Source organism: Pelodictyon clathratiforme (assembly GCF_982375515.1).
Genome location: NZ_OZ455102.1, coordinates 2,288,337 through 2,308,799, shown reverse-complemented (window position 1 = coordinate 2,308,799; position 20,463 = coordinate 2,288,337). Strand labels below are relative to the sequence as shown.

General features: G+C 48.8%; 20 protein-coding genes. 10 read left to right on the top strand and 10 right to left on the bottom strand.

Annotated features, from left to right (window positions below; translation table 11 throughout):
• Positions 1-57: 57 nt before the first annotated feature.
• Positions 58-228, bottom strand: coding sequence for a hypothetical protein (locus AC56AD_RS11260; protein ID WP_223293905.1), 171 nt, complete (start codon positions 226-228; stop codon positions 58-60).
• A 137-nt stretch (positions 229-365) separates the two neighbouring features.
• Positions 366-851 (bottom strand): ORF6N domain-containing protein, encoded by a 486-nt coding sequence (locus AC56AD_RS11255; RefSeq protein ID WP_049759933.1) that lies wholly within the window; start codon positions 849-851, stop codon positions 366-368.
• A 253-nt stretch (positions 852-1,104) separates the two neighbouring features.
• On the opposite strand from AC56AD_RS11255, the gene AC56AD_RS11250 reads away from it, so the two are divergent.
• From AC56AD_RS11250 to AC56AD_RS11240, 3 genes are read left to right on the top strand one after another with little or no spacing between them, the layout of a single operon-like run.
• The gene (locus AC56AD_RS11250; RefSeq protein ID WP_481859615.1) at positions 1,105-1,257 is read left to right on the top strand and encodes a hypothetical protein; all 153 of its coding nucleotides are present in this window, start codon (positions 1,105-1,107) and stop codon (positions 1,255-1,257) included.
• On the top strand, positions 1,241-2,260 hold the full coding sequence (locus AC56AD_RS11245; protein WP_012508906.1) for an AAA family ATPase: 1,020 nt from the start codon (positions 1,241-1,243) through the stop codon (positions 2,258-2,260). Before AC56AD_RS11250 ends, AC56AD_RS11245 begins: the two co-directional genes overlap by 17 nt.
• On the top strand, positions 2,257-2,754 hold the full coding sequence (locus tag AC56AD_RS11240) for a hypothetical protein (RefSeq protein WP_012508905.1): 498 nt from the start codon (positions 2,257-2,259) through the stop codon (positions 2,752-2,754). Before AC56AD_RS11245 ends, AC56AD_RS11240 begins: the two co-directional genes overlap by 4 nt.
• Positions 2,755-2,796: 42 nt before the next feature.
• Here the strand turns inward: AC56AD_RS11240 and AC56AD_RS11235 are convergent, their stop codons facing one another.
• The 5 genes from AC56AD_RS11235 to AC56AD_RS11215 form a co-directional block, all read right to left on the bottom strand.
• Positions 2,797-4,518 carry an IS1634 family transposase gene (locus AC56AD_RS11235; protein WP_012508904.1) on the bottom strand — a complete coding sequence of 574 codons (1,722 nt, stop codon included), beginning with the start codon at positions 4,516-4,518 and terminating at the stop codon, positions 2,797-2,799.
• 450 nt (positions 4,519-4,968) lie between these two features.
• Positions 4,969-6,258 carry a type II toxin-antitoxin system HipA family toxin gene (locus AC56AD_RS11230; protein ID WP_012508902.1) on the bottom strand — a complete coding sequence of 430 codons (1,290 nt, stop codon included), beginning with the start codon at positions 6,256-6,258 and terminating at the stop codon, positions 4,969-4,971.
• Positions 6,259-6,262: 4 nt separating this feature from the next.
• Complete coding sequence (locus AC56AD_RS11225; RefSeq protein ID WP_012508901.1) at positions 6,263-6,592, bottom strand: helix-turn-helix domain-containing protein; 330 nt, start codon at positions 6,590-6,592, stop codon at positions 6,263-6,265.
• A gap of 51 nt (positions 6,593-6,643) precedes the next feature.
• Entirely contained in the window at positions 6,644-7,357 is a 714-nt protein-coding gene (locus tag AC56AD_RS11220; protein ID WP_012508900.1) for an RES family NAD+ phosphorylase, read from the bottom strand.
• Between the two features lie 13 nt (positions 7,358-7,370).
• Positions 7,371-7,769 carry an MbcA/ParS/Xre antitoxin family protein gene (locus tag AC56AD_RS11215; RefSeq protein WP_012508899.1) on the bottom strand — a complete coding sequence of 133 codons (399 nt, stop codon included), beginning with the start codon at positions 7,767-7,769 and terminating at the stop codon, positions 7,371-7,373.
• A gap of 336 nt (positions 7,770-8,105) precedes the next feature.
• Here AC56AD_RS11215 and AC56AD_RS11210 point away from each other — a divergent pair, with 336 nt between their 5' ends.
• From AC56AD_RS11210 to AC56AD_RS11200, 3 genes are all read left to right on the top strand, one after another.
• Complete coding sequence (locus tag AC56AD_RS11210; RefSeq protein WP_012508898.1) at positions 8,106-10,487, top strand: endonuclease MutS2; 2,382 nt, start codon at positions 8,106-8,108, stop codon at positions 10,485-10,487.
• 138 nt (positions 10,488-10,625) lie between these two features.
• Entirely contained in the window at positions 10,626-11,243 is a 618-nt protein-coding gene (gene pgsA, locus AC56AD_RS11205) for a CDP-diacylglycerol--glycerol-3-phosphate 3-phosphatidyltransferase (RefSeq protein ID WP_012508897.1), read from the top strand.
• 7 nt (positions 11,244-11,250) lie between these two features.
• Positions 11,251-11,727, top strand: a complete 477-nt coding sequence (locus tag AC56AD_RS11200) for a phosphatidylglycerophosphatase A family protein (protein WP_012508896.1) — start codon at positions 11,251-11,253, stop codon at positions 11,725-11,727.
• Here the strand turns inward: AC56AD_RS11200 and dxs are convergent.
• The 3 genes from dxs to AC56AD_RS11185 all read right to left on the bottom strand — a co-directional run bounded on the left by dxs (position 11,706) and on the right by AC56AD_RS11185 (position 15,680).
• Entirely contained in the window at positions 11,706-13,637 is a 1,932-nt protein-coding gene (dxs, locus tag AC56AD_RS11195; protein WP_041526857.1) for a 1-deoxy-D-xylulose-5-phosphate synthase, read from the bottom strand. The genes AC56AD_RS11200 and dxs overlap by 22 nt on opposite strands.
• Before the next feature lie 96 nt (positions 13,638-13,733).
• Positions 13,734-14,159, bottom strand: coding sequence for a secondary thiamine-phosphate synthase enzyme YjbQ (locus AC56AD_RS11190; RefSeq protein WP_012508894.1), 426 nt, complete (start codon positions 14,157-14,159; stop codon positions 13,734-13,736).
• 78 nt (positions 14,160-14,237) lie between these two features.
• Positions 14,238-15,680 carry an alpha-amylase family glycosyl hydrolase gene (locus AC56AD_RS11185; protein ID WP_012508893.1) on the bottom strand — a complete coding sequence of 481 codons (1,443 nt, stop codon included), beginning with the start codon at positions 15,678-15,680 and terminating at the stop codon, positions 14,238-14,240.
• Between the two features lie 222 nt (positions 15,681-15,902).
• Here AC56AD_RS11185 and AC56AD_RS11180 point away from each other — a divergent pair, with 222 nt between their 5' ends.
• Genes AC56AD_RS11180 through aat form a run of 4 tightly spaced genes read left to right on the top strand, consistent with a single transcriptional unit; the run spans position 15,903 to position 20,399 of the window.
• Complete coding sequence (locus tag AC56AD_RS11180; protein ID WP_012508892.1) at positions 15,903-18,122, top strand: ATP-dependent helicase; 2,220 nt, start codon at positions 15,903-15,905, stop codon at positions 18,120-18,122.
• Between the two features lie 44 nt (positions 18,123-18,166).
• Entirely contained in the window at positions 18,167-19,198 is a 1,032-nt protein-coding gene (locus AC56AD_RS11175) for a glycosyltransferase family protein (RefSeq protein ID WP_041526856.1), read from the top strand.
• An 11-nt stretch (positions 19,199-19,209) separates the two neighbouring features.
• Positions 19,210-19,788 (top strand): nitroreductase family protein, encoded by a 579-nt coding sequence (locus AC56AD_RS11170; protein ID WP_012508890.1) that lies wholly within the window; start codon positions 19,210-19,212, stop codon positions 19,786-19,788.
• Between the two features lie 26 nt (positions 19,789-19,814).
• Positions 19,815-20,399, top strand: a complete 585-nt coding sequence (gene aat / locus AC56AD_RS11165; RefSeq protein WP_012508889.1) for a leucyl/phenylalanyl-tRNA--protein transferase — start codon at positions 19,815-19,817, stop codon at positions 20,397-20,399.
• The last annotated feature ends 64 nt before the right edge of the window (positions 20,400-20,463 follow it).

The following is a 20,463-nucleotide window of genomic DNA, read 5'->3' as shown; positions in this document are numbered from 1 at the left end:
GTAATAGGGCATCAGAAAGCGGTGTGATCGGAATCGAAACATGCCACAAGAGTATTCTCATCCGTCAGGTTTGGCGGGTGCATTTTCAGTTTCTTCATCTTTATTATTGTCAAGCTTTTTAAGCATCTCAAGTGCTCCGGTTTCAAATCGTGAAAAGGCGAACCACTTTTTCCCTAAATCTTTGAGAGATGCTCCAATATGGTAAATCTCGGCTCCGTCAATATTCAAAAAACGGTCATGAGCCTCTTTGAAAGATTTGATGACGACAGTCGGGTATTGCTGGTTATGCTTTTCTATGTCCAGTGCAAGCTGTTTTGAAATAGCTTTTGTGTAAATCGTGCAGGAGACAGCGGAAGATCGTTTGCTTAAAATACCTTTTCAAATTTTTTCTCTGTTTCGGATTCAAAAACAAGCTGACGCTGCTCAACAGAATCAAGCCGGGCAAACACTTGCGCGTTGTTCTGGATGAAACGCCGTATTTCAAAGAAGGCGTTGATGATTTTGATACTGACTTTAACAGCCGTGTCACTGTGGAGCACGGCTGACAGCATTGCGACTCCCTGTTCGGTAAAGGCAATGGGAAGGTATCTTCTGCCACCATGCCTGCTTGAGGTCACAGCTTGTGACCTCAAGTGTAATTGCTCCCATTTTGCGGCCAGCTCCTGATCTTCACTCTGGGTAAGCTGAAATCTGAACTCTTGTGGAAAGCGTTCCATGTTGCGCTTGACCGCCTGGTTGAGCACTTTGGTTTCAACCCCGTAGATAACGGCCAGATCCCTGTCAAGCATTACCTGAACCCCTCGCATGGTTACAATCATGCTCTGGATGTTGAGATATGCTAAATCGGTCATTGTTTTTATGCGCAAGTTGTATTGGTGTGTGTAGCCTCAGATTAGTGCGTTGTCCTCGTTTTTTTCTGAGCTGGGGCTCGGCGTTCCCGAGGTGCGGCAACACTGATGGTTACCAAGGCTGCAAGTTCAGTCTGTTTCAGGTTCAGTCCGGGATACGCAAGGCGCGGAATTCCATCTGCGTGGGTGGCGGGGGACTCTCTGTGAAGCGCAGTATCAATCAAGAAATATTCTTTACATTGAGTCATGTGTCGCAATGTTCACCGTTTGGTTGGAAATGGTCGATAGACTGGCCATCTCCACTTTCGTGATTGAGCTGAAGCAATGGTTCATGCATACGGAGAGTTTGACGCCAGTAAGCTATTCATCAACATCAGCAAGAGAACAACAGGATGATTACGTCATTTGATATTAAAAACTTCGGACCGTTATCGTCTCTACGGGGAGAGGGTTTGGGGAAGCTCAACCTGGTGCTTGGCGCCAATAGCTGCGGAAAGACCTTTCTTCTCAAGGCGCTGTATGCAACGATGCGTGCACAGGAAGAGAGCGGAAGGGGAGAAGATCCCCGTGACTTTTCCGAGGTGCTGGGTGACAAGCTGTACTGGACATTTCAGGCTGATAAGTTAGGTGATTTGGTGCAAAAAGGTGTCGGTAATCGTCTTGCTGTTTCCGTTACTATGCAGAATAACTGTAGTCTGGCTTACGAGTTTGGCCCTGATGCCAGTCGCAAGGTAGTGCCGTTACACAACAATTTGGCGCCAAGAGAGGCCAATTCTATTTTTTTACCGCCTAAAGAGGTGTTGACACTTGCCAGGGTCATTTTGAAGTCAGGTCTGCAAGACAAGGCATTTGGTTTTGATGCAACCTATGTCGATTTGGTGCTTGCTCTTCAAAATCCGACGCAGCGAGAGCGAACTTTCAACGGCTTTACTCGTTCACGCCAGCAGTTGGAGCGGATGTTTCAGGGAAAGATTGAATATGTGCCGGATGCTGAACGATGGGTCTACAAAAAGGGAAACAGTCGTTTTTCGCTGAATACGACGGCGGAGGGAATAAAAAAAATAGCCATTCTTGATACGCTCCTTGGGAATCGTTTTTTAACCCCGGATTCTGTTGTTTTTATTGATGAGCCTGAGTCAGCATTGCATCCAACAGCGATCAGTCAGTTGCTCGACATTGTCTATCAACTCTCTGATGCAGGAATTCAGTTTTTTATTGCATCACACTCCTATTTTGTGGTGAAAAAGCTCTATTTGATAGCCTTATCAAAAAATATACATATCCCGGTATTTCTTGCTGACCAGGACGGAGGCTGGCATCAGGAAGATTTACTGCAAGGCATTCCGGATAATGAAATCATTAATGAATCCATTCGCCTTTTTGATCAAGAGCTTGAGGTCTCTGCGGGATGAGTATCTCAATCACTGAATCGGGGATGACCTTTGGCCGTTTTGCTCCAAATGACGTTTTCGAGTTTGAAAAAGTGTTAACTGAACTGAAATTCGGTGACCATGTTTCAAAAGTCGAATTTATTGTGCGTTATGGCTTGGGCAGTGCTGCGGTTGTTTTTGTGGAAGCAAAGCGCTCCGTTCCTCGTCAATCAGATGTTTTTTTTGCTGAAGTTCGATTGAAAATGATTCATGCGCTCACTGTCTGGTTTACAGCGCTTTGCGGGCGTCATGAGCAACTTCTGAAAGTTATACCGGATAATCTGAACAAGGTTGAGCATTTAAAGCTCCCTTTGAAAATGTATCTGGTGATTCCGGAAGCTCCGGATTCCATGCTGCCACAGCTTTCGGATAAGTTCAGGCAATCACTGTCGGCAGAGCAGAAGATCTGGGCAATCCGATACTCAGATATCAGTGTGTTGAATGAAAGCAGGGCTAAACCGAAGTTCCCTGTATAAAAAAATGATAACCTATTATATAAAAAGCAAAAAGACGTGAAATCAACTTCCATCTACTGGGTACAAACGAATCAATTCCATTGCACGGGTTTGAAGTGGTGTTGGTTCGGTATCCTGGGAAATCACAGGGCTTCCTGGAGCAGATTTCAGTCTGCACCGGTTTCGACTGCGAGTGCCCAGTTCCATGATAAGCGAGCGAAAACTGTGAACGGGGAATCCCTCTTTGTTTGTTTTTGTACTTTTTTTCTTTTTTGCCGATTTGGATGAGACTGCAGGCTTGATCGGATCGCGCTCTTTCCTGTCCTGAGCAAGTTCTTCATCATCGAAGAGCAAAGGAGCAAGTGCTTGACGCATGTGCCACTCAACATAATAAACCAGCAAGCACAGAAAGATATGGGCACGAACACGTTCGGCATAATAATGGTATATGGGCCGTACCTGCAGGTCAATACTTTTGAAGGTGCGGAAAACCTGTTCAACTTTTGCTAAATTCTTATAGCTTCTTACGGTATCCTCTGCCGACAGGTTCTGTCGGCTTTCGCTGGTGCGAATAACATAGATGCCATCCAACTCCGCTTCTTGTGCGATCGATTCAGCTTTCCTCTTGAAGGAAAACTCTCCGTCAGCAATCGATAGCTCAAAGTGTTTGGCCATTTTATACCCATTGATCACCTTGCCAACCTTTTGACCAATTTCCGATGCACTCAGCGGGGTTTTCGTGCGACGATGAACCTCATCAACAATTTTTTGTAGCTTGTTTTCTGTTGCATCCAATAACTCCTGGCGCTTGCGCCTCCGTTCATCACAGAGCAGGGGGTTGAAGCAGGCGATCAGGCGTTCATCGGGGAAATCTGCCGAAGTTATTTCTGCCAGATTTTTTTCATCAAACAATGACAACTGCAAATGATTATTTGCTGCAAGTTTGCGAATGTTTTCACTTCGCAACGCTGAAATCCACCCAATCCCGGGATGAGTTTTCAGGATATCAATCTGTGTCTGAGTCAATGTACCACGATCTCCAACCAGAACCACTCGCTGCAAGGCAAAACGCTCTTTCAGCTTCTCCACTTGGTCTGCTACGGTACTGGGATCACCAGTGTTACCCGGATAAACCTCAACAGCTATGGGACGCCCCTTGACATCGGTCAGTACTCCGTAGGTAATAATTGGCTTGCCTCGCCGACCCTGTTTATCGTGGCCTAAACGTGCCAGGGGACAACAATGGCCCTCATAAGAGCTATTGCTCACATCATAAAATACGTGTTGACCTTCACCAAGGTGACGGCTTGCAAATCTCTTTTCAAGAACAGGTTGGCGTTCCAGCAACCAGTCCATGGCTGCATACAATTCATCTTCATCAGCATCCTCAACATTGAGTAACTGCGCAAGAGTTGTGCTATGCCATAACCTCGTAGTGGCCAATTTTGAAGATGGCGCAATCAGGCGTTCGACGATCATTGCCAAAACGAGATCACGCTCACGAGTCCGTCGGGCAGCGATCATTTTGTCAAAACCGATAAGACGAATCATCTCAAGAAGAGCTTCAACATGACCATGAGGCAATGAGCGTTCAATTGAAAATACCTCACTGGGTGAGACCAGCGGTTCATTTTTCAAAACCCGTCGTAACGCAGTAACCTGTTCCGGAGGCCAGTTCGAAATATTAGCCACGGTGCGTTTCATGACTTTGTCGTTCTCACGCCAAGACTCACGGAGCAAGATGGCGGGACGAGAGTTTCTATTTGGAATAATATCAACGTGCATGGGTTTAGTATATCACTAAAACCCAAATAAAACAAGCGGCTTGATGTATTTTACATGGGTACAAAATACGTAAATTCCCTGCAATTTATCGAAATTCAATATGTTATACGATTTTACGTCAAGGAACTTCGGGCTAAAAAACAGGGTCTGGTTGGTCGAAATGATGAGGGGGACAATCGGCGAAATGTATGAAAGTTCAGCAAGTTCAGTCTGCTCCAAGGTTAGCCCGGAGACGAAGAGCGCGGATCTACTTTACCCCGTTGTGATGGATGTCACGAAATCAATTTACAATGATACGTGCAAGCATTTTTCGTTCACTCTTTGTTGTAATGCGACTGGCGACAAGTATCAAATATATTGAATGATGGGAAGAATTTGTGTGTTTTTTAAAATTTCCATCAGATGGCAGCGCCAAAGAGGGAGTTCTGTTCGAAACGGGGTTTGATGCTATCACCCCCGCTCAGCCGATGGAATAAAGTCGTTCTGAATCCGCTCAGCCTCTCTCATCGGCAACCCTGCTGCTTCAGCAAATTCGGGCCAGCGTTTTATGGCGGCACTCACACTACTGATTATTCCTTTGTAATCGGGTACCAGAAAGCGGTCGCCGACGGCATGGAAATCGCTGCGGTTCATGTTGCGGAATTTGCCGTTGACCGACATCAGGTGCTGATATGTCCACTCTCCGTTGGGGTTGAAGGAGTGGGTCAGGTCGTACGCTGGTGCGAGATGCCACTCTCCGGTTTTCTCCATGAGGAAGGAGTGGTTTTTTGTATGGTCATCGCAATTTGCGGCAAGGACGTTAAAGATCATGCGGCGATATGCCTCGGCCAATTCGTGCAAGGGCAGATTGAGTGCTTTGATGGTCTGAAAATATTGGCTGTAATCGTGGGTGGCCCGCTGCCGGTAGTCGAGGTGCTGCATGGCGCAGAGTGTCTGGAGATGCAGCTTTGTGCCGTTTGAACGGTCAAAACGGCGTGTCATGAAGTGGGCACGGCCATTCTCTTCGAGTAATCGGGATTCTGATATGGTTATTCCGGCAGCACGGGCCATCAGGTAGTATGCGTATTCAATGCGCCCGTACCCTTTTCCTGTGCTGAGATCCTCCCCTTCCCCAACACCGTCAAGCTTGAGCAGCCACTGTTCAAAACCGGGATCTGCAGGCAGTTGCCCTGAGCGAATCTCTTTGGTTTCGGGATTCCAGGCAATGACCGCCTTGGCACGTGCTCCGCCTGCGGATGTTCCGACCTGAATGAGGTTCATGATGGCCGCTTGCGTATCCCTGTCGCCATCAATGGTGCCCGAAAGCGCCTCTCTGGAGCTGATAACCAGTTTTGAGATTTCAACGGCGGTGGCTTTGGTATGGCGCGGGCCCCGAACCGGCCTGAATTCGAGTGCGCCCATGCCGCGTTTGCCCATGTATGCCAGACGGTCGAGGGGGGTAATGGCCTCTTTTTGCATACCGGCTTTTGCCAAATAAGCATCAATCAGGGCATTACCGAAATCGTCCGGAATGGCGTCGGCCAGCATGGCTGGAAGTCGCCGGAATGTTGCTTCAGGAAGGAGCGGGAATATGTGAATGCTCTCTTTTACCGGCATGGTCATCGGTGCCAGCTCAATGCCTCCGACCTGCCATGAGGGTGCGTATTCAAAAACGTAGTAACCGGTTCCGGAATCAAGCGAAATGGCGCCAACAGTTTTCTCCCAGGCACGGACTTCGATGAGCTTGACGGGGTGGTACATGCTCTTACTCCGTTTTCGGTTTGCGGGAGCGGGAAACCTTTTTTCGTACCCTATCCTTGCGTTGCCCTTTCAAGAGTTGCATAGGGCTTACTGAAACCGTTGGCGCCAAAGCGTTCAGCCAGTCAGTTCGACCAAGAACTCTCGAAACCTTGATGATTGTTTTGAGTGATGAACCTTTGCCCCCTTCAAGATTTTTCAGCGCACCAACACTGATGGATGCGAGGGTAGCAAGTTCGGTCTGTTCCAGATCAGCCCGGATACGCAGGGCCCGGAACTGATCTCCGACGAGAAGTTCCCATTCATCTGATGAAAAGGAGTTTATATCTGAAGCCATAATAGTGTCTTTTGATACTTGATATTTGTATGATAGGCAATATTATGCTTTTCAGAAAGCATCAATCGTGATTTCCATGCAGGGAACTCCAGATTTTTCCTCTACCGTGATGCTTTGCCCATGAAGGCGATAGCTCAGTTGGCTCTGCTGCCGTGGATTGGAGAGAACATTGGGGTTCAGAACGCCATAATTTATTCCTCCCTGGTGTCGAGCGGAGAAGGTGAGCAGGCCGGGATGGCCTTCCCGGTGAATTCTCGTTCCGATAGCTTGGGTGAAGGTGTAATCAGTTTTATGAAGGAGATTTGGATAGTTGTCAGCGGCAGAGCGAAAATCAAGCAGTATCGCATCGCACGCCACAGCGTAGAGTGTGCGCTCAATGGTAACCTCTTCATGCTCAAAGCCGGCATCGCAGAGTAAGCCCCGAAACCAGTGGTAAGCCGATTCATGGACTGATGTCTGGAGCGTATCGCTGCCATACCAGACTCCGAATGATCCATCAGAGAATCGGCTTGTCTGCCGGTATTTAAATTGCCAGTGTATAGCATTGAGCCACAGGGCCTCTTCAAAGGGGCGATGGATCTCAGGAGTGTGCGAATGATAAGGCAGCGGTCTGGTGTCGGATTCTACCTGACGAGCCAGAACCCACTCCTCCGTGTTGCTGCTCAGGTCGTCGAAAGGATTCTCTGATTCATTCAGGGATACAATATTGCGCAGCAAGTCGTGATGAATATCGGCTACCGCGAGACGGGTGAATAGGTGATCCATGGTATGTAGCCGATTACATTTCGCTTGTGGCGCGGTCAAGATAGAATCGCACCATCAAAAGACCGGCAAAACCCCACTCTTTGATGACCTCTACCGGGGTGAGGTTATCGAATGCTTTGTTCCGTGTGGAGATCCAGCGATAGGCAAGATCGCGGTTTTTCGGAAAAAGCATACGCAGATTCTTGTGGATGGCCAGCAAATGACCGACCCGTTCATACTGATCACGACTGGTTCCGATTGCTTCGCCTTTGCGATAGCGAGTCAAGGCGGCTCTGTTGGCTGGCGCAAGCCCTAAAAGCAGGGCCTGATCTTCCGTTGTCAGCTTCCAGTGGTCGAAAAGCGTCATCACCATTTTGGCTAATGCTCCACGATCTTTCGACGTGATGATCTGGCGCTCAAGTACCGTGTTCATTGTTTCCCTCCTTTGTTTTGAACTCTACGAAACCAATATAAAGAGTAGTTTCTATTGGAACAAAAAATGTTTTAATAGTGCTTTTTGTGGCAGTTTGCCTGACGACTTCTCATTTCCCGGATATGACAACCTCTCAACACAATATTATTGGACGAGTTACCGCAACGGGAAAAGCCGGAACATTCCCCGGCTTTTTTATTCCCTGAACCCGTTCAACTTTATATAATTTTATTATGTTGGCTTTGAACGTGATGCTTATGAACAGCTCTCTCTTTTTTGTGTGTCGATGAGTTGTGGCGCAATTGCCGTAAAGGATTATAGAATTAGATTGTATCAATGAATGCCGTTAGCCTGAAAAAACTCGAATTTGATAAAGTTGCCAACTACGCAACGCAGTTCTGCCTCTCCGCGATGGGGCGCGACCGGCTTCTTGAGGCTGTGCCGCAGGTTGGTCGTGAAGCGCTGGTAGCGGAGCTTGAACGGGTGCTTGAGTTACGCAATCTGCTGCAGGAGGGGAGTGCGCTCCCTTTTTCCTGGTTGCCGGATACGCGCCCGCTCCTGAAAAAACTGGAAATTCTTGAGAGTTATCTTGAGCCGGAGGAGTTGCAGGATATTCATCATCTGCTCTTTTCATCGGTGCAGTTGCGCAAGTTCATGTTCCTCAACCGTGAGGTTTATCCGCTGCTGAATGAGTTCACCATCAGGCTCTGGCTTGAGAAGAGTTTGCAGGCCTCTATCCGACGGATTATTGATGAGCAGTCGAGGGTGCGTGATACGGCCAGCGAGGCGCTTCTGATGATCCGCCGTGAGCTGAGTGGCAGCCGTGAGCTGATCCGTCGGAAGATGGAGCGGCTGCTCAGGCGTTGCCAGGAGAGTGGCTGGCTGATGGAGGATACGATAGCCATCAAGAACGGGCGGCTGACGCTTGGCCTCAGGGTGGAGTACAAGTACAAGATAGCGGGCTACATCCAGGATTATTCGGGGAGCGGGCAGACGGTTTTTATTGAGCCTGCCGAAACGCTTGAGATCAGTAACCGCATTCAGGATCTGGAGATCAGTGAGCGGAGGGAGATTGAGCGCATTCTGAAGGAGATGACTGAAGAGCTGCGGCCCGAGATTGAAAACCTAAGGTATAATGAAACTATCCTCGGTGAGTTTGATGCCTTGTATGCACGGGCACGCTTTGCCGTTGAAACGAACTCGGTGCTTCCCGGTATTGCCAAAGGGCATTCGCTGCGCATTGTGAAGGGGTTTCATCCCTGGCTCCTGATTTCGCATCATCAAAAAGAGGTTTTGCCGCTCGATCTTGATCTGGATGAGGATGACCGGGTGCTTGTGATTTCAGGCCCCAATGCGGGTGGAAAATCGGTGGCGATGAAGACGGCCGGTCTGCTCTGTTGTATGCTGGTGCACGGCTATCTGCTGCCCTGCAGCGAGAGCTCGGTTTTTCCTCTTTTTGGCGATATTTTTATTGAGATTGGCGACGATCAGTCGATTGAGAATGACCTTTCCACCTTCAGTTCCCATCTTGGCGCCATCAAAACCATTCTTGATGTTGCCGGGAGCAGTGATCTGGTGCTGATTGATGAGCTCTGCGCCGGAACTGATGTGGAGGAGGGTGGAGCCATTGCCCGTGCGGTGATGGAGGAGCTGCTCAATCGAGGCACCAAAACCATTGTGACCACCCATCTCGGCGATTTGAAGGCCTATGCCCATGAGCGCGAGGGAGTGGTCAACGGCGCGATGGAGTTCAACCGGGCAGGGCTGGTGCCTACCTTCCGTTTTGTCAAGGGGTTGCCGGGCAACAGCTTTGCCTTTGCAATGATGAAGCGGATGGGGTTTCCTGAAACCATGGTTGAGCGGGCATCGGGATTTATGCAGGATGAGCGTATCGGGCTTGATCGGATGCTTGATGACCTGAGCCGCCTCTTTGAGGAGAATCGCCTGCTGAAGCAGCAGCTTGAGGCAGAGCGGGCGGATCTTGCGGCACGCGAACTCTCCCTGCGCACTGAGGAGGCTCGAATGGAGCGGAAGCGCAGGGATCTGAAACTTGGCGCCTCAAGGGAACTCCAGAAAGAGGTGGAATCTGCCAGAAAAGAGATCAAAGAGATTGTTCAGGAGGTCAAGAGCACACCAACTGACGCAAAAGCCGTGCAGGAGGCCAGAAAAAAACTTGGATTGAAAAAGCAGGAGGCTGAAAAGAGTGAGCTTTCTCTTCGGGCTGAAGCCGAAATGGCAGTGCCTCTTGATCGGACTATCCGTGAGGGTGACCTGGTCAGGATTCTTGATACGAGTACCTCCGGTGAGGTTGAGAGTGTTAATCAGGAGAGTGTGGTGGTGCTGTGCGGTAATTTCAGGTTGACCACATCGCTCAAAAATCTTGAGAAAACATCAAAAACTCAGGCTAAAAAAATTCACAAGGAGCCTTTGCCCCGGCAGCAAAAGGTCTCCTGGTCGGCTACGACTTCAGGTGTTGAATCAACAAAGCTTGATTTGCGGGGGCTCAGTGGTGATGAGGCGATCATGAAAATTGACCGGTTTATTGATACGATGCGCCTTAACCGTATTCATTCAGCGATGATCCTTCATGGCAAGGGAACCGGATCACTCCGGCAGAGGACGGCGGAGTTCCTGCAGCAGCACAGCGCGGTCAAGAGTTTTCGTCTTGGTGAGTGGGGCGAAGGAGGGGCTGGAGTGACGGTGGTGGAGCTGGAGTAAGAACCATTTTCTTTCCGATCGGGGCAGATGCATTGAAAAACAGCGTTCAATACCGTATCTTGTGCCCAACAGGGGTTGCAACGCAGCTCACATCATTTTCCGGTTTTTAACCGATAACGCACTATAATCCTGCAGGAGTTGAAAGAAGAGTACCAAACATATTTCACTGTACCCAACCAGTTGACTGCCTTGAGAATTTTGCTGGTTCCGGTTTTTGTGGTGCTGCTGCTGCAGGTTGATCCCTGGTTCAAACTGTTCGGTGTGCTTGTTTTTGCCGTAGCCTCCCTGACTGATATCTATGATGGTTATCATGCAAGGAAATACGGTGTTGAAACCCGTCTCGGCGCTTTTCTTGATCCTCTTGCCGATAAATTGCTGATCACTGCAGCTTTTCTTCTCTATGTCTGGATGGGTTATCTTGTTCTCTGGATGGTCGTTCTGGTTGTAGTTCGTGATGTTGTCATCACAGCGTTGAGAATTTATGCTGAATATAAAAACAAACCTGTTGTGACGAGCGTGGAGGCAAAGTACAAAACGGTGGTACAGAATGTTTTTGTCTATGCGATCATGGTGCTGATGTTGATGAAAGAGTCCGCTTTTTCCGGCAAGAGTGTTGCTGTGATGATTAATGGTTTTCTTGGTTCCGGCTATCTTGATTTCGTCATGCTTGCTGTAACCGTTTTTACTGTTTATACAGGCATATCCTATCTGGTGAGTAACTGGAAAATATATTTTCAGAAGCCACTCCAGGAGTGATGACAAGATGAAGCTCCTCACTGCCAAAATTCTCTCGACCTGTTTCGGAATTGGCTTTTTTCCGGTAGCGCCTGGGACTTTTACGAGTGTTGTGGCCGTTTTCTGCTATTATTTTCTTCCGGCACTGCACAATCCGTTGCTCTTGTTCTCCCTTGTTCTGCTCTGCAGTGGCGTTGGCATATGGGCTGGCGGAGTGATGGAGGAGCAGTATGGAAACGATCCATCAATTGTTACGATTGACGAGCTTGCCGGTCAGTGGCTGGCGCTTGTTGCCCTGCCGGAAGGGGCGCTGCCCCTTCTGCTCTCGCTGGCGTTCTTCCGTCTTTTTGATATCGCTAAACCGGGGCCAGTCGACGCTCTCCAGCGCTTGCCGGGTGGGTGGGGGATCATGCTCGATGATCTGCTTGCCGGTTTATTTGCCAATCTTTCCGTACGGGCTCTGCTTTTGCTTCTCTCTCTTTTTCATTTCTGGCCCTCTTTATAAAACTGCCTGATTTTTTCCGTCATGGTTGGGGTGTCGAAGCCGATCTCCTTGTAGAGGGCGTTCATGTTGCCATGCGTTACGAATGCATCGGGAAGGGCGATTTTCAGTACCGGGCGGTTGAGCCCTTTGCTATTGATGTGGTCGATAACGGCGCTGCCGAGTCCACCGATAGCGCTGTTTTCCTCGAGAACAACAAAATGGGTTGATCGGGAGGCCAGTTCCTCGATCACTTCGGTGTCGAGCGGTTTGAGGAAGCGCATGTTGACGACGGTGGCATTGATCTCCTCTTTTTCCAGTATGGTGGCCACTTCAAGGGCTTTTCCCGTCATGGTTCCCATGCAGAGCAGTGCAAGTCCGCTTCCCTCCCTCGCCATAACGGCCTTGCCGATGGGCAAAGAGGTGAATTTTTTGTGGAGGGTTATGCCCGTTCCATTGCCTCTCGGATAACGGATGGCAACCGGGCCTTTCACCTCATAGAGGGCGGTATAGAGCATGTCGCGCAGCTCTTGCTCATCCGCAGGAGCCATAATGACAAGACCCGGTACGGCATGAAGCCAGGAGAGATCGAATGCCCCGTGATGGGTCGGGCCATCTTCGCCGACAAGTCCTGCACGGTCAATGGCAAAAACGACGTGCAGGTTCTGAAGCGCCACATCATGAATCAACTGGTCATAGGCACGCTGCAGAAAGGTTGAGTAAACGGCAAAGACGGGTTTGAACCCTTGTGTGGCAAGTCCCGCAGCAAAGGTGACCGCGTGTGCTTCGGCGATGCCGACATCATAAAAACGATTCGGGATGGCGTTCTGGAAGAGGTCGAGCGATGTTCCGCTTGGCATGGCGGCAGTAATAGCAGTTATTGTGGAGTCTTTCAGGGCCAGCTCAACCAGTGCCTCGCCAAATACCTCCTGATATTTCGGGGGAAGCGAAGTATCAGCGGTTTTGAGCAATTTGCCGGTTGTCGTATCGAACCCGCCATTGTGTGCGTGCCACTTGCTCTGGTTTTCCTCTGCCGGCTTGAACCCTTTACCTTTTGTCGTGATCACATGCAGCAGCTTGGGGTTGGGAAGCGTCTGCATCTCTTTGAGCGCCTTGACGAGTTGTTCCATGTTGTGGCCATCAATCGGGCCAAAATATCTCAATCCAAGGGCCTCAAAAAATGCACCGGGCGTCAATGCAGCCTTGACTCCGTCCTCAATTTTACGAACGGCCTTTTTTGCCTTGTCTCCCAGTCCGTTGTTGAGGAGCGAAAGTGATTTCCAGACCAATTTTCGAGCTCTGTTGTAGGTTTTGTTCAGGCTTATGTTGACAAGATGGTGCCTTAATGCACCGGTATTGGAGGAAATGGCCATCTGATTGTCGTTGAGAATGACAAGCACATCACTTTTCAGGTCTCCGAGATGGTTCATCGCTTCGAAGGCCATGCCGCCGGTCATGCTGCCGTCTCCTATGACCGCGATAACCTTTTCATCGCCGCCCGCGAGATCACTCGCCACAGCGATTCCTGCGGCAGCGGAAATCGAGGTTGAGGCGTGACCGACTCCGAAGGCATCGTGAGCACTTTCCGATCTTTTTGGAAAACCTGCCAACCCTCCGAATTGCCGGTTGGTCTGCATCCGCTCTCTTCTTTCTGTCAGGATTTTATGCACGTAAGCCTGGTGTCCGACATCCCAGATGATTTTATCGTGCGGAGTGCTGTAGACATGATGCAGCGCCACGGTCAGCTCAACAACGCCAAGGCTTGATGCAAAATGGCCGCCATTGAGGGAGACAATTTTGATGACCTCTTTACGGCACTCATCTGCCAGCGTCTGGAGCTCAGCGATGGTTAACTTTTTAAGATCGTCAGTCGAACGGATTGCAGAAAGAAGAGTCATCTGCTGGGAAATGGTGACCGGGAGGGAATCTGGCATGGTGTTTTCGGGCTTCGGGTTCATTGTACTTTTGCTAACGATAACCATGCTTGAGGCTTCCCGGTTCCATGCCGGGCAATGAGCCATTAACGGCCTTTATATGCCTGATATCTGAACGAGCACCTTTCTCTCTTTGCGTGCTCCGTCAAGCTCAACGAAGAAGAGTGACTGCCACTCTCCGAGGAGCAACTTTCCATCCGAGAAGGGAATGGTTTCAGAGCTGTTCATAAAGAGGCCGAGAAGGTGGGAGTGCGCATTGTGGCGGCCATCAATCGGGTTGAGATTGTGGAGATAGTTTCCATCTTTCGGTACCAGACGCTTGAGCCAGGTCTCCATATCTTCAAGGAGTCGCTCCTCTTTTTCGTTGATATTGATAAAGGCCGTGGTATGCTGGCTAATGATGGTTACCTGCCCCTGCTGCAGCCCTGATGATACAAGAGCTGTTGTTACTTCCGGGGTTATGTCGATGATTTCAACGGGCTTTGTGGTTTGTATCCTGATCGTGTGCGTAATGATGCGCATTGCTGTAAAAGGTCAATAATTGCGTTCAAACATCTTTCTCCCGACAGAACGGGATTTTATTACTCGTTGGTTTTGCTTTCAGCAGGTGATGACAATTCCTTCGTGAGGAGAGAGATTGACCCGTGTAACGTTCTCTGCACAATGAATATCGCTGATTTTTTTGTCAGCAAGTGTGCTTTGGAGGGTCAGCCTTTCAATGGCGATATGATCAATCGAGGGATGTTCGAACTCTATGGCAATTCCGGTTGCACTGAAATTGGCCAGAACAAAGGCGTGTTCATTGGCGGTAAAACGGTGAAATCCCAGACAGTTTGATTTGTTGGCACTGTGCATTTCAAGCTGCTCAACTTCTCCTTCCTGAAATACCTTTTTTTTCTGAAGCGTAAAAAGCTTTTGATAGAGCACAGAGAGGTCGATGTTATCAGGTTCGGGAGCCTGCCGGATAAGTTGAACCGGAATTTTCTGCCGGAAGCCATCCATCTGATCCTGGTGGACAAGATGCATTCCCGGAGCAGTCAGCAGCACCAGAGCGGCAGCTTTGTTGTTGAGACCGATTTTATCGGCAGCTCTTGGTTCGTCATGGTTTTCAAGGAAGCGGCAGAGATGGCGCTGGTACTCCCAATGTGCCTGCATGTGTCCATCAAGCTTTTCAACATTGACGGGGGAGCTGCTGATATAGTCATAAAAGGGTTTGTCGTAGGTGAAGTCAAAACCTTGCTGCTGCAGTTCCCACTCCTTGTTCCAGTAAGATTCGGCAAGAAATATAAAGTCGGGATGACGGCGCTTGACCGCAGTGATTGCGTTGTACCAGAACTCCTCCTTCATGGCGCCACCGAGGTTGCTCCAGGTGGTATTAAAAACACTTTTCAGAATCAGCATGGCCATATCGCATCTGACGGCATCACAGAGTGTGCTGATTTTGAAAAGATTTTCCGTCATCATTTCCCGGGTCTCTTTTCTTGCATAGTTGAGCTGAAGTGTGTCTGTCCAAGGGTCGTAATAAGGGTCTTTGCCGTAAGCCAGATATGTTCCGCATATATATTCAAAACCGGATCGGGGATCCTGGCTCTGTTCAGCTTTGGATACAGGAATAAAGTATTCCGGGTGTTCCGGGAGCCATTCATTGTCGAGTGCAAGGTGGTTTGGCACATAATCAAGCATAAGCTTGATGCCGTAATCACGAAGTTTTTCGCGGAATACAATCAGCTCCTCTTCTCCTCCCAGAGCGTCATTGACGGTGTATGAAGGAATGGAATAGGGTGATGATGCAATATCGCCAGGCTCAATGAGAGCAATGTGCTCAAGGAACGAGCTTCGAAGACCGGGGTGTGCTGTTGCAATTGCCTTGCTGTACTGACTTGGCTTCCATACACCCATCAGCCATACCATGTCAAAATTGCAGCTTGTAAAGAAGTTGAATGCTGAGTCCGGTATATTCCCAAGCGTTACAGGCCGGTTATGCTCTCTGCTCAGTTTTTGTAGCCAGATTCTTGTATTGATTTCGTAAACAAGAGGAAACATTGAGTTTTGATCGTTTAGGTGGCAATAACATCGCGCTCAAATATAGTAACTCTGAAAGCCAAAAGTGAGTGGGCTACTCATTAAAAAAGAGGCAAAAGGATTTGTTTTGCTCTGATTTGTAAAAGGGGCAAAGATGTACGAAATTCAACTGGAGATTTTGGCGTTCTCCGAATGGACGAGGGTGGATAGAGCGCTCTAACTGTTAACAGGTATCGAGAAGTATTGACGGATTTTTTAAACGATCTCAATGAAGTGCAGCGCAATGCCGTAATCGCTACGACCGGGCCAGTAATGGTACTGGCGGGAGCTGGTTCCGGCAAGACAAGGGTGATTACCTACCGTATTGCATATCTTATCAGAAACGAGGGAGTCTCTCCCCAAAATATACTTGCACTCACCTTTACCAACAAGGCTGCAGGTGAGATGCGTCACCGTGTTGACACCTTGTTGCATCAAGGCAGTTCCCGTGGCCTGTGGATTGGTACCTTCCACTCTATTTTTGCGCGTATTCTCCGCAACTCCATTGATTTGATTGGTTATGACAAAAACTTTTCAATTTTCGACAGTGAGGACAGCAAAAGCCTGATCAGGCAGTCGATGGCTGAACTCAATATTTCTGTTGAGTCGGTCCCCGTCAATACGGTTCAGGGACTTATCAGCCGGGCAAAAAACAGTTTTATTCTTCCTTCAGAGTTTCATCGCAATGCCAGCGACTACAATCAGCAAAAGGCGTCGCAGATCTATGAATTGTATGCCAGAAAGCTGAAGGAGAACAATGCCCTCGATTTTGATGACCTGCTTATCAAGCCGCTTGAGCTCTTCAATGCGCACCCCGAGGTGCTCCAGGAGTTGCAGGAGACTTTCCGCTATATCATGATTGACGAGTATCAGGATACCAATCGGGCACAATATCTTGTCGCAAAAATGCTTGGGGCAAAACATCGCAACATCTTTGTAGTTGGTGATGATGCACAATCGATCTATTCCTGGCGGGGCGCAGATATTTCCAATATCCTGAACTTTCAGGACGATTACCATGATGCGTTGACCTTCAAGCTCGTTGAGAATTATCGCAGTACGGGAAATATCCTCAAGGCAGCAAACAACGTGATCAGTTGTAACCTGCGGCAGATCAAAAAAGAGCTGATTTCACACCGTAATGAGGGTGAACCCCTGACGCTTATTGAGGCCTATAATGAGCGGAATGAGGCTGAAAGGGTGGGGGAGCAGATTCGCAATCTGCGTCTGAAGCAAGGCTTCGAATTTCGGAGCTTTGCGGTTTTTTACCGTACCAATGCCCAGTCGAGGGTGCTTGAAGATGTCATGCGTCAGCACAAGATTCCTTACAAGATTTTCGGCAGCGTCTCCTTTTACAAACGCAAAGAGATCAAGGATGCGGTCGCCTACCTGCGTTTTATTCTTAATGACCGTGATGGCGAATCGCTGTTAAGGATTATCAATTTCCCGCCCCGAAAAATCGGTGATGTCAGTATCGCCAAACTCAGGGAATTTGCCGAAGATCGTCAAATAAGCCTCTATGAAGCTATTCTGCACTCAGGTGAGGGTGGTTTTCAGCCGCGACTTGTCAATGCTCTCAGCTCATTCAGCGCTGTTATTGAAACGCTCAGAAAAGTGGCGGTAGATGGCACGGTGTACGAAGTTTTGACAGAACTCTTTACGCTGACCTCCATTCCTCTTCTTTTGCAGACAGAAAATACTCCTGAATCGCTGGTGCGTTATGAAAACCTTCAGGAGCTGCTCTCCATGGCAAGGGATTTTTCTGATCACAATCCGGATACAGGCTCTCTTGGTGATTTTCTGGAGAATATCTCGCTTGCTTCTGATTATGATGAAACACAGGAATCGGATAATTACGTCTCTTTGATGACGGTACATGCCGCCAAAGGCCTGGAGTTTCCTGTTGTCTTTATTACAGGTCTTGAGGAGAGGCTTTTTCCCCTGCACTGCTATGAGCCTGAAGAGCTTGAAGAGGAGCGAAGGCTTTTTTATGTTGCAATGACGAGGGCGCAGGAGAAGATATTTCTCTCCTGGGCGCAGAGCCGTTATCAGTACGGGCAGCAGCACCATTGCCTCAGATCGATGTTTATTGGTGAGATCGATGCCTCGATTGTGCAGACAGAGAGTGGTAATTTTCTTTCTGATCGTCAGGCAAAGGAAAAAGTGGCTTCCGGTTTTTCATCTCCTTCAAGAGGGTATCAGTCAAAAACGGCAACCTCCTCCTCTGCTGTTGCGGGGGTATTGCCAAAGTCTTCACAGCCCGCTTTTCGTGAGGGAACGATGGTGCATCATGCTGTTTTTGGTCCAGGAGTTGTGCTTGATGTGCAGGGTAGCGGCGCAAAGCAGAAAGTCCGGATAACGTTTCGCAATGCAGGGGAGAAGACGCTGATGGTTCAGTATGCCAATCTCAGGATTCAGCAGTAACCCGTGTCGGAGTTCCTGTACTTCACATCTAAATGTTCCGCAGTATGAAGATTCTTTTCGGTGTTCAGGGTACGGGAAATGGTCATATCAGTCGCAGCCGGGAGCTTGTTCGAAAGCTCAAGGAGGATGGTCACGATGTTGAGGTGATTATCAGCGGCAGAAAAGAGGAGGAGTTGAAAGAGGTAGAGGTATTTGAGCCATACCGGGTGATGAAGGGGATGACACTGGTCACCTACAAGGGAAAGATGGACTATTTCGAAACGATGCTTCAGCTTGACCTCGTTCGTCTGATGGCGGATATTGTGACGCTTGATACCAAAGGGACAGAGCTGATTATTACTGATTTCGATCCGATTACCTCAATGGTGGCCAGAACAAGAAATATTCCCTCTGTAGGTTTCGGTCATCAATATGCTTTCAAATATGATATTCCAATGGGCCGGGGAACTTTTTTTGAAAAACAGATCCTCCTGAATTTTGCTCCTGCCCGCTACAATGCAGGTCTCCATTGGAGCCATTTTGACCAGCCAATTTTCCCGCCGGTTATTCCCGCTACGCTCTATGCACATCGGAGTGTGACGGTAATCGGGAAAAAAATTCTTGTCTATCTTCCTTTTGAAGAGGTTGAAGACATTCAGCTCTTTCTGGCTCCATTTGGCGCGTATGAGTTTTATATCTACGGGAAGGTGCATGAGGATCGTGATGAGGGCCATTTGCATTTCAGGGGGTATTCCCGCGCAGGTTTTCTCGCCGATCTTATGGATTGCAATGGCGTTGTCTGCAATGCCGGATTTGAGCTTCCTGGTGAAGCGCTTCATCTTGGAAAAAAGCTGTTGCTCAGGCCTCTCGATGGTCAGATTGAACAGCAATCCAATGCACTTGGTCTGGTAGAACTTGGGTATGGTATGGCGATGGATACGCTTGATGGCGCTCTTCTTGCAGAGTGGCTGCAGAAACCCTGCCGTGAGCCATTGCTCTACGCCAGAACGGTCGACTATATTGCTGAATGGATAGGCAGTGGCCAGTGGGATCAGCTTTCGAAATATACTGATGCCGCCTGGGCGGATCAGTCTTGACAAGCATCATCATGCATTTCAGGGAGCTTGTAACAAAATGCCGGAGTTACCGGAGATTTGACGGGGCAACACCGGTTGCCGAAGATGTTGTGCGGGATCTTGTGGAGCTGGCCTGTTATGTTCCTTCGTCGAAAAATCTTCAGCCCCTGAAATTTATTGCTGTTTGTGAGCCTTCTCTCGCCACGGCCCTCTACCCCTCTCTTTCCTGGGCAGGTTACCTTGCTGACTGGTCAGGCCCGCCTGAGGGTGAGCGTCCCCAGGCCTATATTGTCATGCTTGGTGATCTCTCAATAAGCAGTGACTTTGCCTGCGACAGTGGCATCGCAGCCCAAACCATCCTTCTTGGCGCAACAGCTTCGGGTTTGGGAGGATGCATTCTTGGCTCTCTCAATCGCCAAAAAATCAGAGAGTTGCTGAAAATCCCGGAAAGGTTTGCTCTTCTCATGGTTATTGCTCTGGGAAAACCCATCGAAACGGTTGTTATTGACCAGATGGGCGATGATGATTCGGTTCGCTATTACAGGGATGCGAACGCTCTTCATCATGTTCCAAAAAGAGTGGTTGATGATGTTCTCCTGAACTTTCTTTAACCCCCTATGGTGTTATTTTACGGCTTATGATCCGTATTGACGAACTTCTCAGAGCGTATCGGCGCGGTTATTTCCCGATGTCAGACCCTGAGGATGAAAAAGTGTACTGGTGTCAACCGTACAAAAGGGCTGTTTTTTGTCTCGACTCCTATCGCCCTTCGCGTGATGTTCTTCGCCTGACCAGAAAAAAAGAGTTCACTGTGACTCTTGACAAAGAGTTTGCGGGTGTGATCAAAGGGTGTGCTGCGCCACGAAAAAATGATCATGAGACCTGGATTTCTGATGAGATTATTGAGGCTTATACCAAGCTTCACAGCCTCGGTATTGCCCATAGTTTTGAAAGCTGGTATCAGGGTGAGCTTGTTGGAGGTTTGTATGGTATTGCCCTTGGTGGCGCTTTTTTTGGGGAGTCGATGTTTTCCCGCCGCTCTTATGCATCACGAATTGCATTTGACCATCTGGTCTTCCATTTGAGAGAAAAAGGGTACCTGTTGCTTGATGCCCAGATCATGAACCCCCATCTCCAGAGGCTGGGCGCTGTTGAGATTGAACATGAGGAGTATATGCGGCAACTCGCTCATGCATTGCAAAAAAAGATTGTTTTTCTCTAAGCAGGCGAAAAATCGTACTTTGTGCAACGATAGTTTTACCTTCCCGAAGAGGGGAGACCTTTTT

Excerpts from the sequence above, each read along its gene's own strand:
- AC56AD_RS11185 (WP_012508893.1), bottom strand. The coding sequence starts at position 15,680 with ATGTTTCCTCTTGTTTACGAAATCAATACAAGAATCTGGCTACAAAAA.
- AC56AD_RS11225 (WP_012508901.1), bottom strand. The coding sequence starts at position 6,592 with ATGGCTTCAGATATAAACTCCTTTTCATCAGATGAATGGGAACTTCTC.
- AC56AD_RS11170 (WP_012508890.1), top strand. The coding sequence starts at position 19,210 with ATGCATTTCAGGGAGCTTGTAACAAAATGCCGGAGTTACCGGAGATTT.
- AC56AD_RS11255 (WP_049759933.1), bottom strand. The coding sequence starts at position 851 with ATGACCGATTTAGCATATCTCAACATCCAGAGCATGATTGTAACCATG.
- AC56AD_RS11200 (WP_012508896.1), top strand. The coding sequence starts at position 11,251 with ATGAAGCTCCTCACTGCCAAAATTCTCTCGACCTGTTTCGGAATTGGC.
- AC56AD_RS11235 (WP_012508904.1), bottom strand. The coding sequence starts at position 4,518 with ATGCACGTTGATATTATTCCAAATAGAAACTCTCGTCCCGCCATCTTG.
- AC56AD_RS11175 (WP_041526856.1), top strand. The coding sequence starts at position 18,167 with ATGAAGATTCTTTTCGGTGTTCAGGGTACGGGAAATGGTCATATCAGT.
- aat (WP_012508889.1), top strand. The coding sequence starts at position 19,815 with ATGATCCGTATTGACGAACTTCTCAGAGCGTATCGGCGCGGTTATTTC.
- AC56AD_RS11190 (WP_012508894.1), bottom strand. The coding sequence starts at position 14,159 with ATGCGCATCATTACGCACACGATCAGGATACAAACCACAAAGCCCGTT.
- AC56AD_RS11245 (WP_012508906.1), top strand. The coding sequence starts at position 1,241 with ATGATTACGTCATTTGATATTAAAAACTTCGGACCGTTATCGTCTCTA.
- AC56AD_RS11210 (WP_012508898.1), top strand. The coding sequence starts at position 8,106 with ATGAATGCCGTTAGCCTGAAAAAACTCGAATTTGATAAAGTTGCCAAC.
- AC56AD_RS11230 (WP_012508902.1), bottom strand. The coding sequence starts at position 6,258 with ATGTACCACCCCGTCAAGCTCATCGAAGTCCGTGCCTGGGAGAAAACT.
- AC56AD_RS11220 (WP_012508900.1), bottom strand. The coding sequence starts at position 7,357 with ATGGATCACCTATTCACCCGTCTCGCGGTAGCCGATATTCATCACGAC.
- AC56AD_RS11215 (WP_012508899.1), bottom strand. The coding sequence starts at position 7,769 with ATGAACACGGTACTTGAGCGCCAGATCATCACGTCGAAAGATCGTGGA.
- AC56AD_RS11250 (WP_481859615.1), top strand. The coding sequence starts at position 1,105 with ATGTTCACCGTTTGGTTGGAAATGGTCGATAGACTGGCCATCTCCACT.
- AC56AD_RS11240 (WP_012508905.1), top strand. The coding sequence starts at position 2,257 with ATGAGTATCTCAATCACTGAATCGGGGATGACCTTTGGCCGTTTTGCT.
- dxs (WP_041526857.1), bottom strand. The coding sequence starts at position 13,637 with ATGCCAGATTCCCTCCCGGTCACCATTTCCCAGCAGATGACTCTTCTT.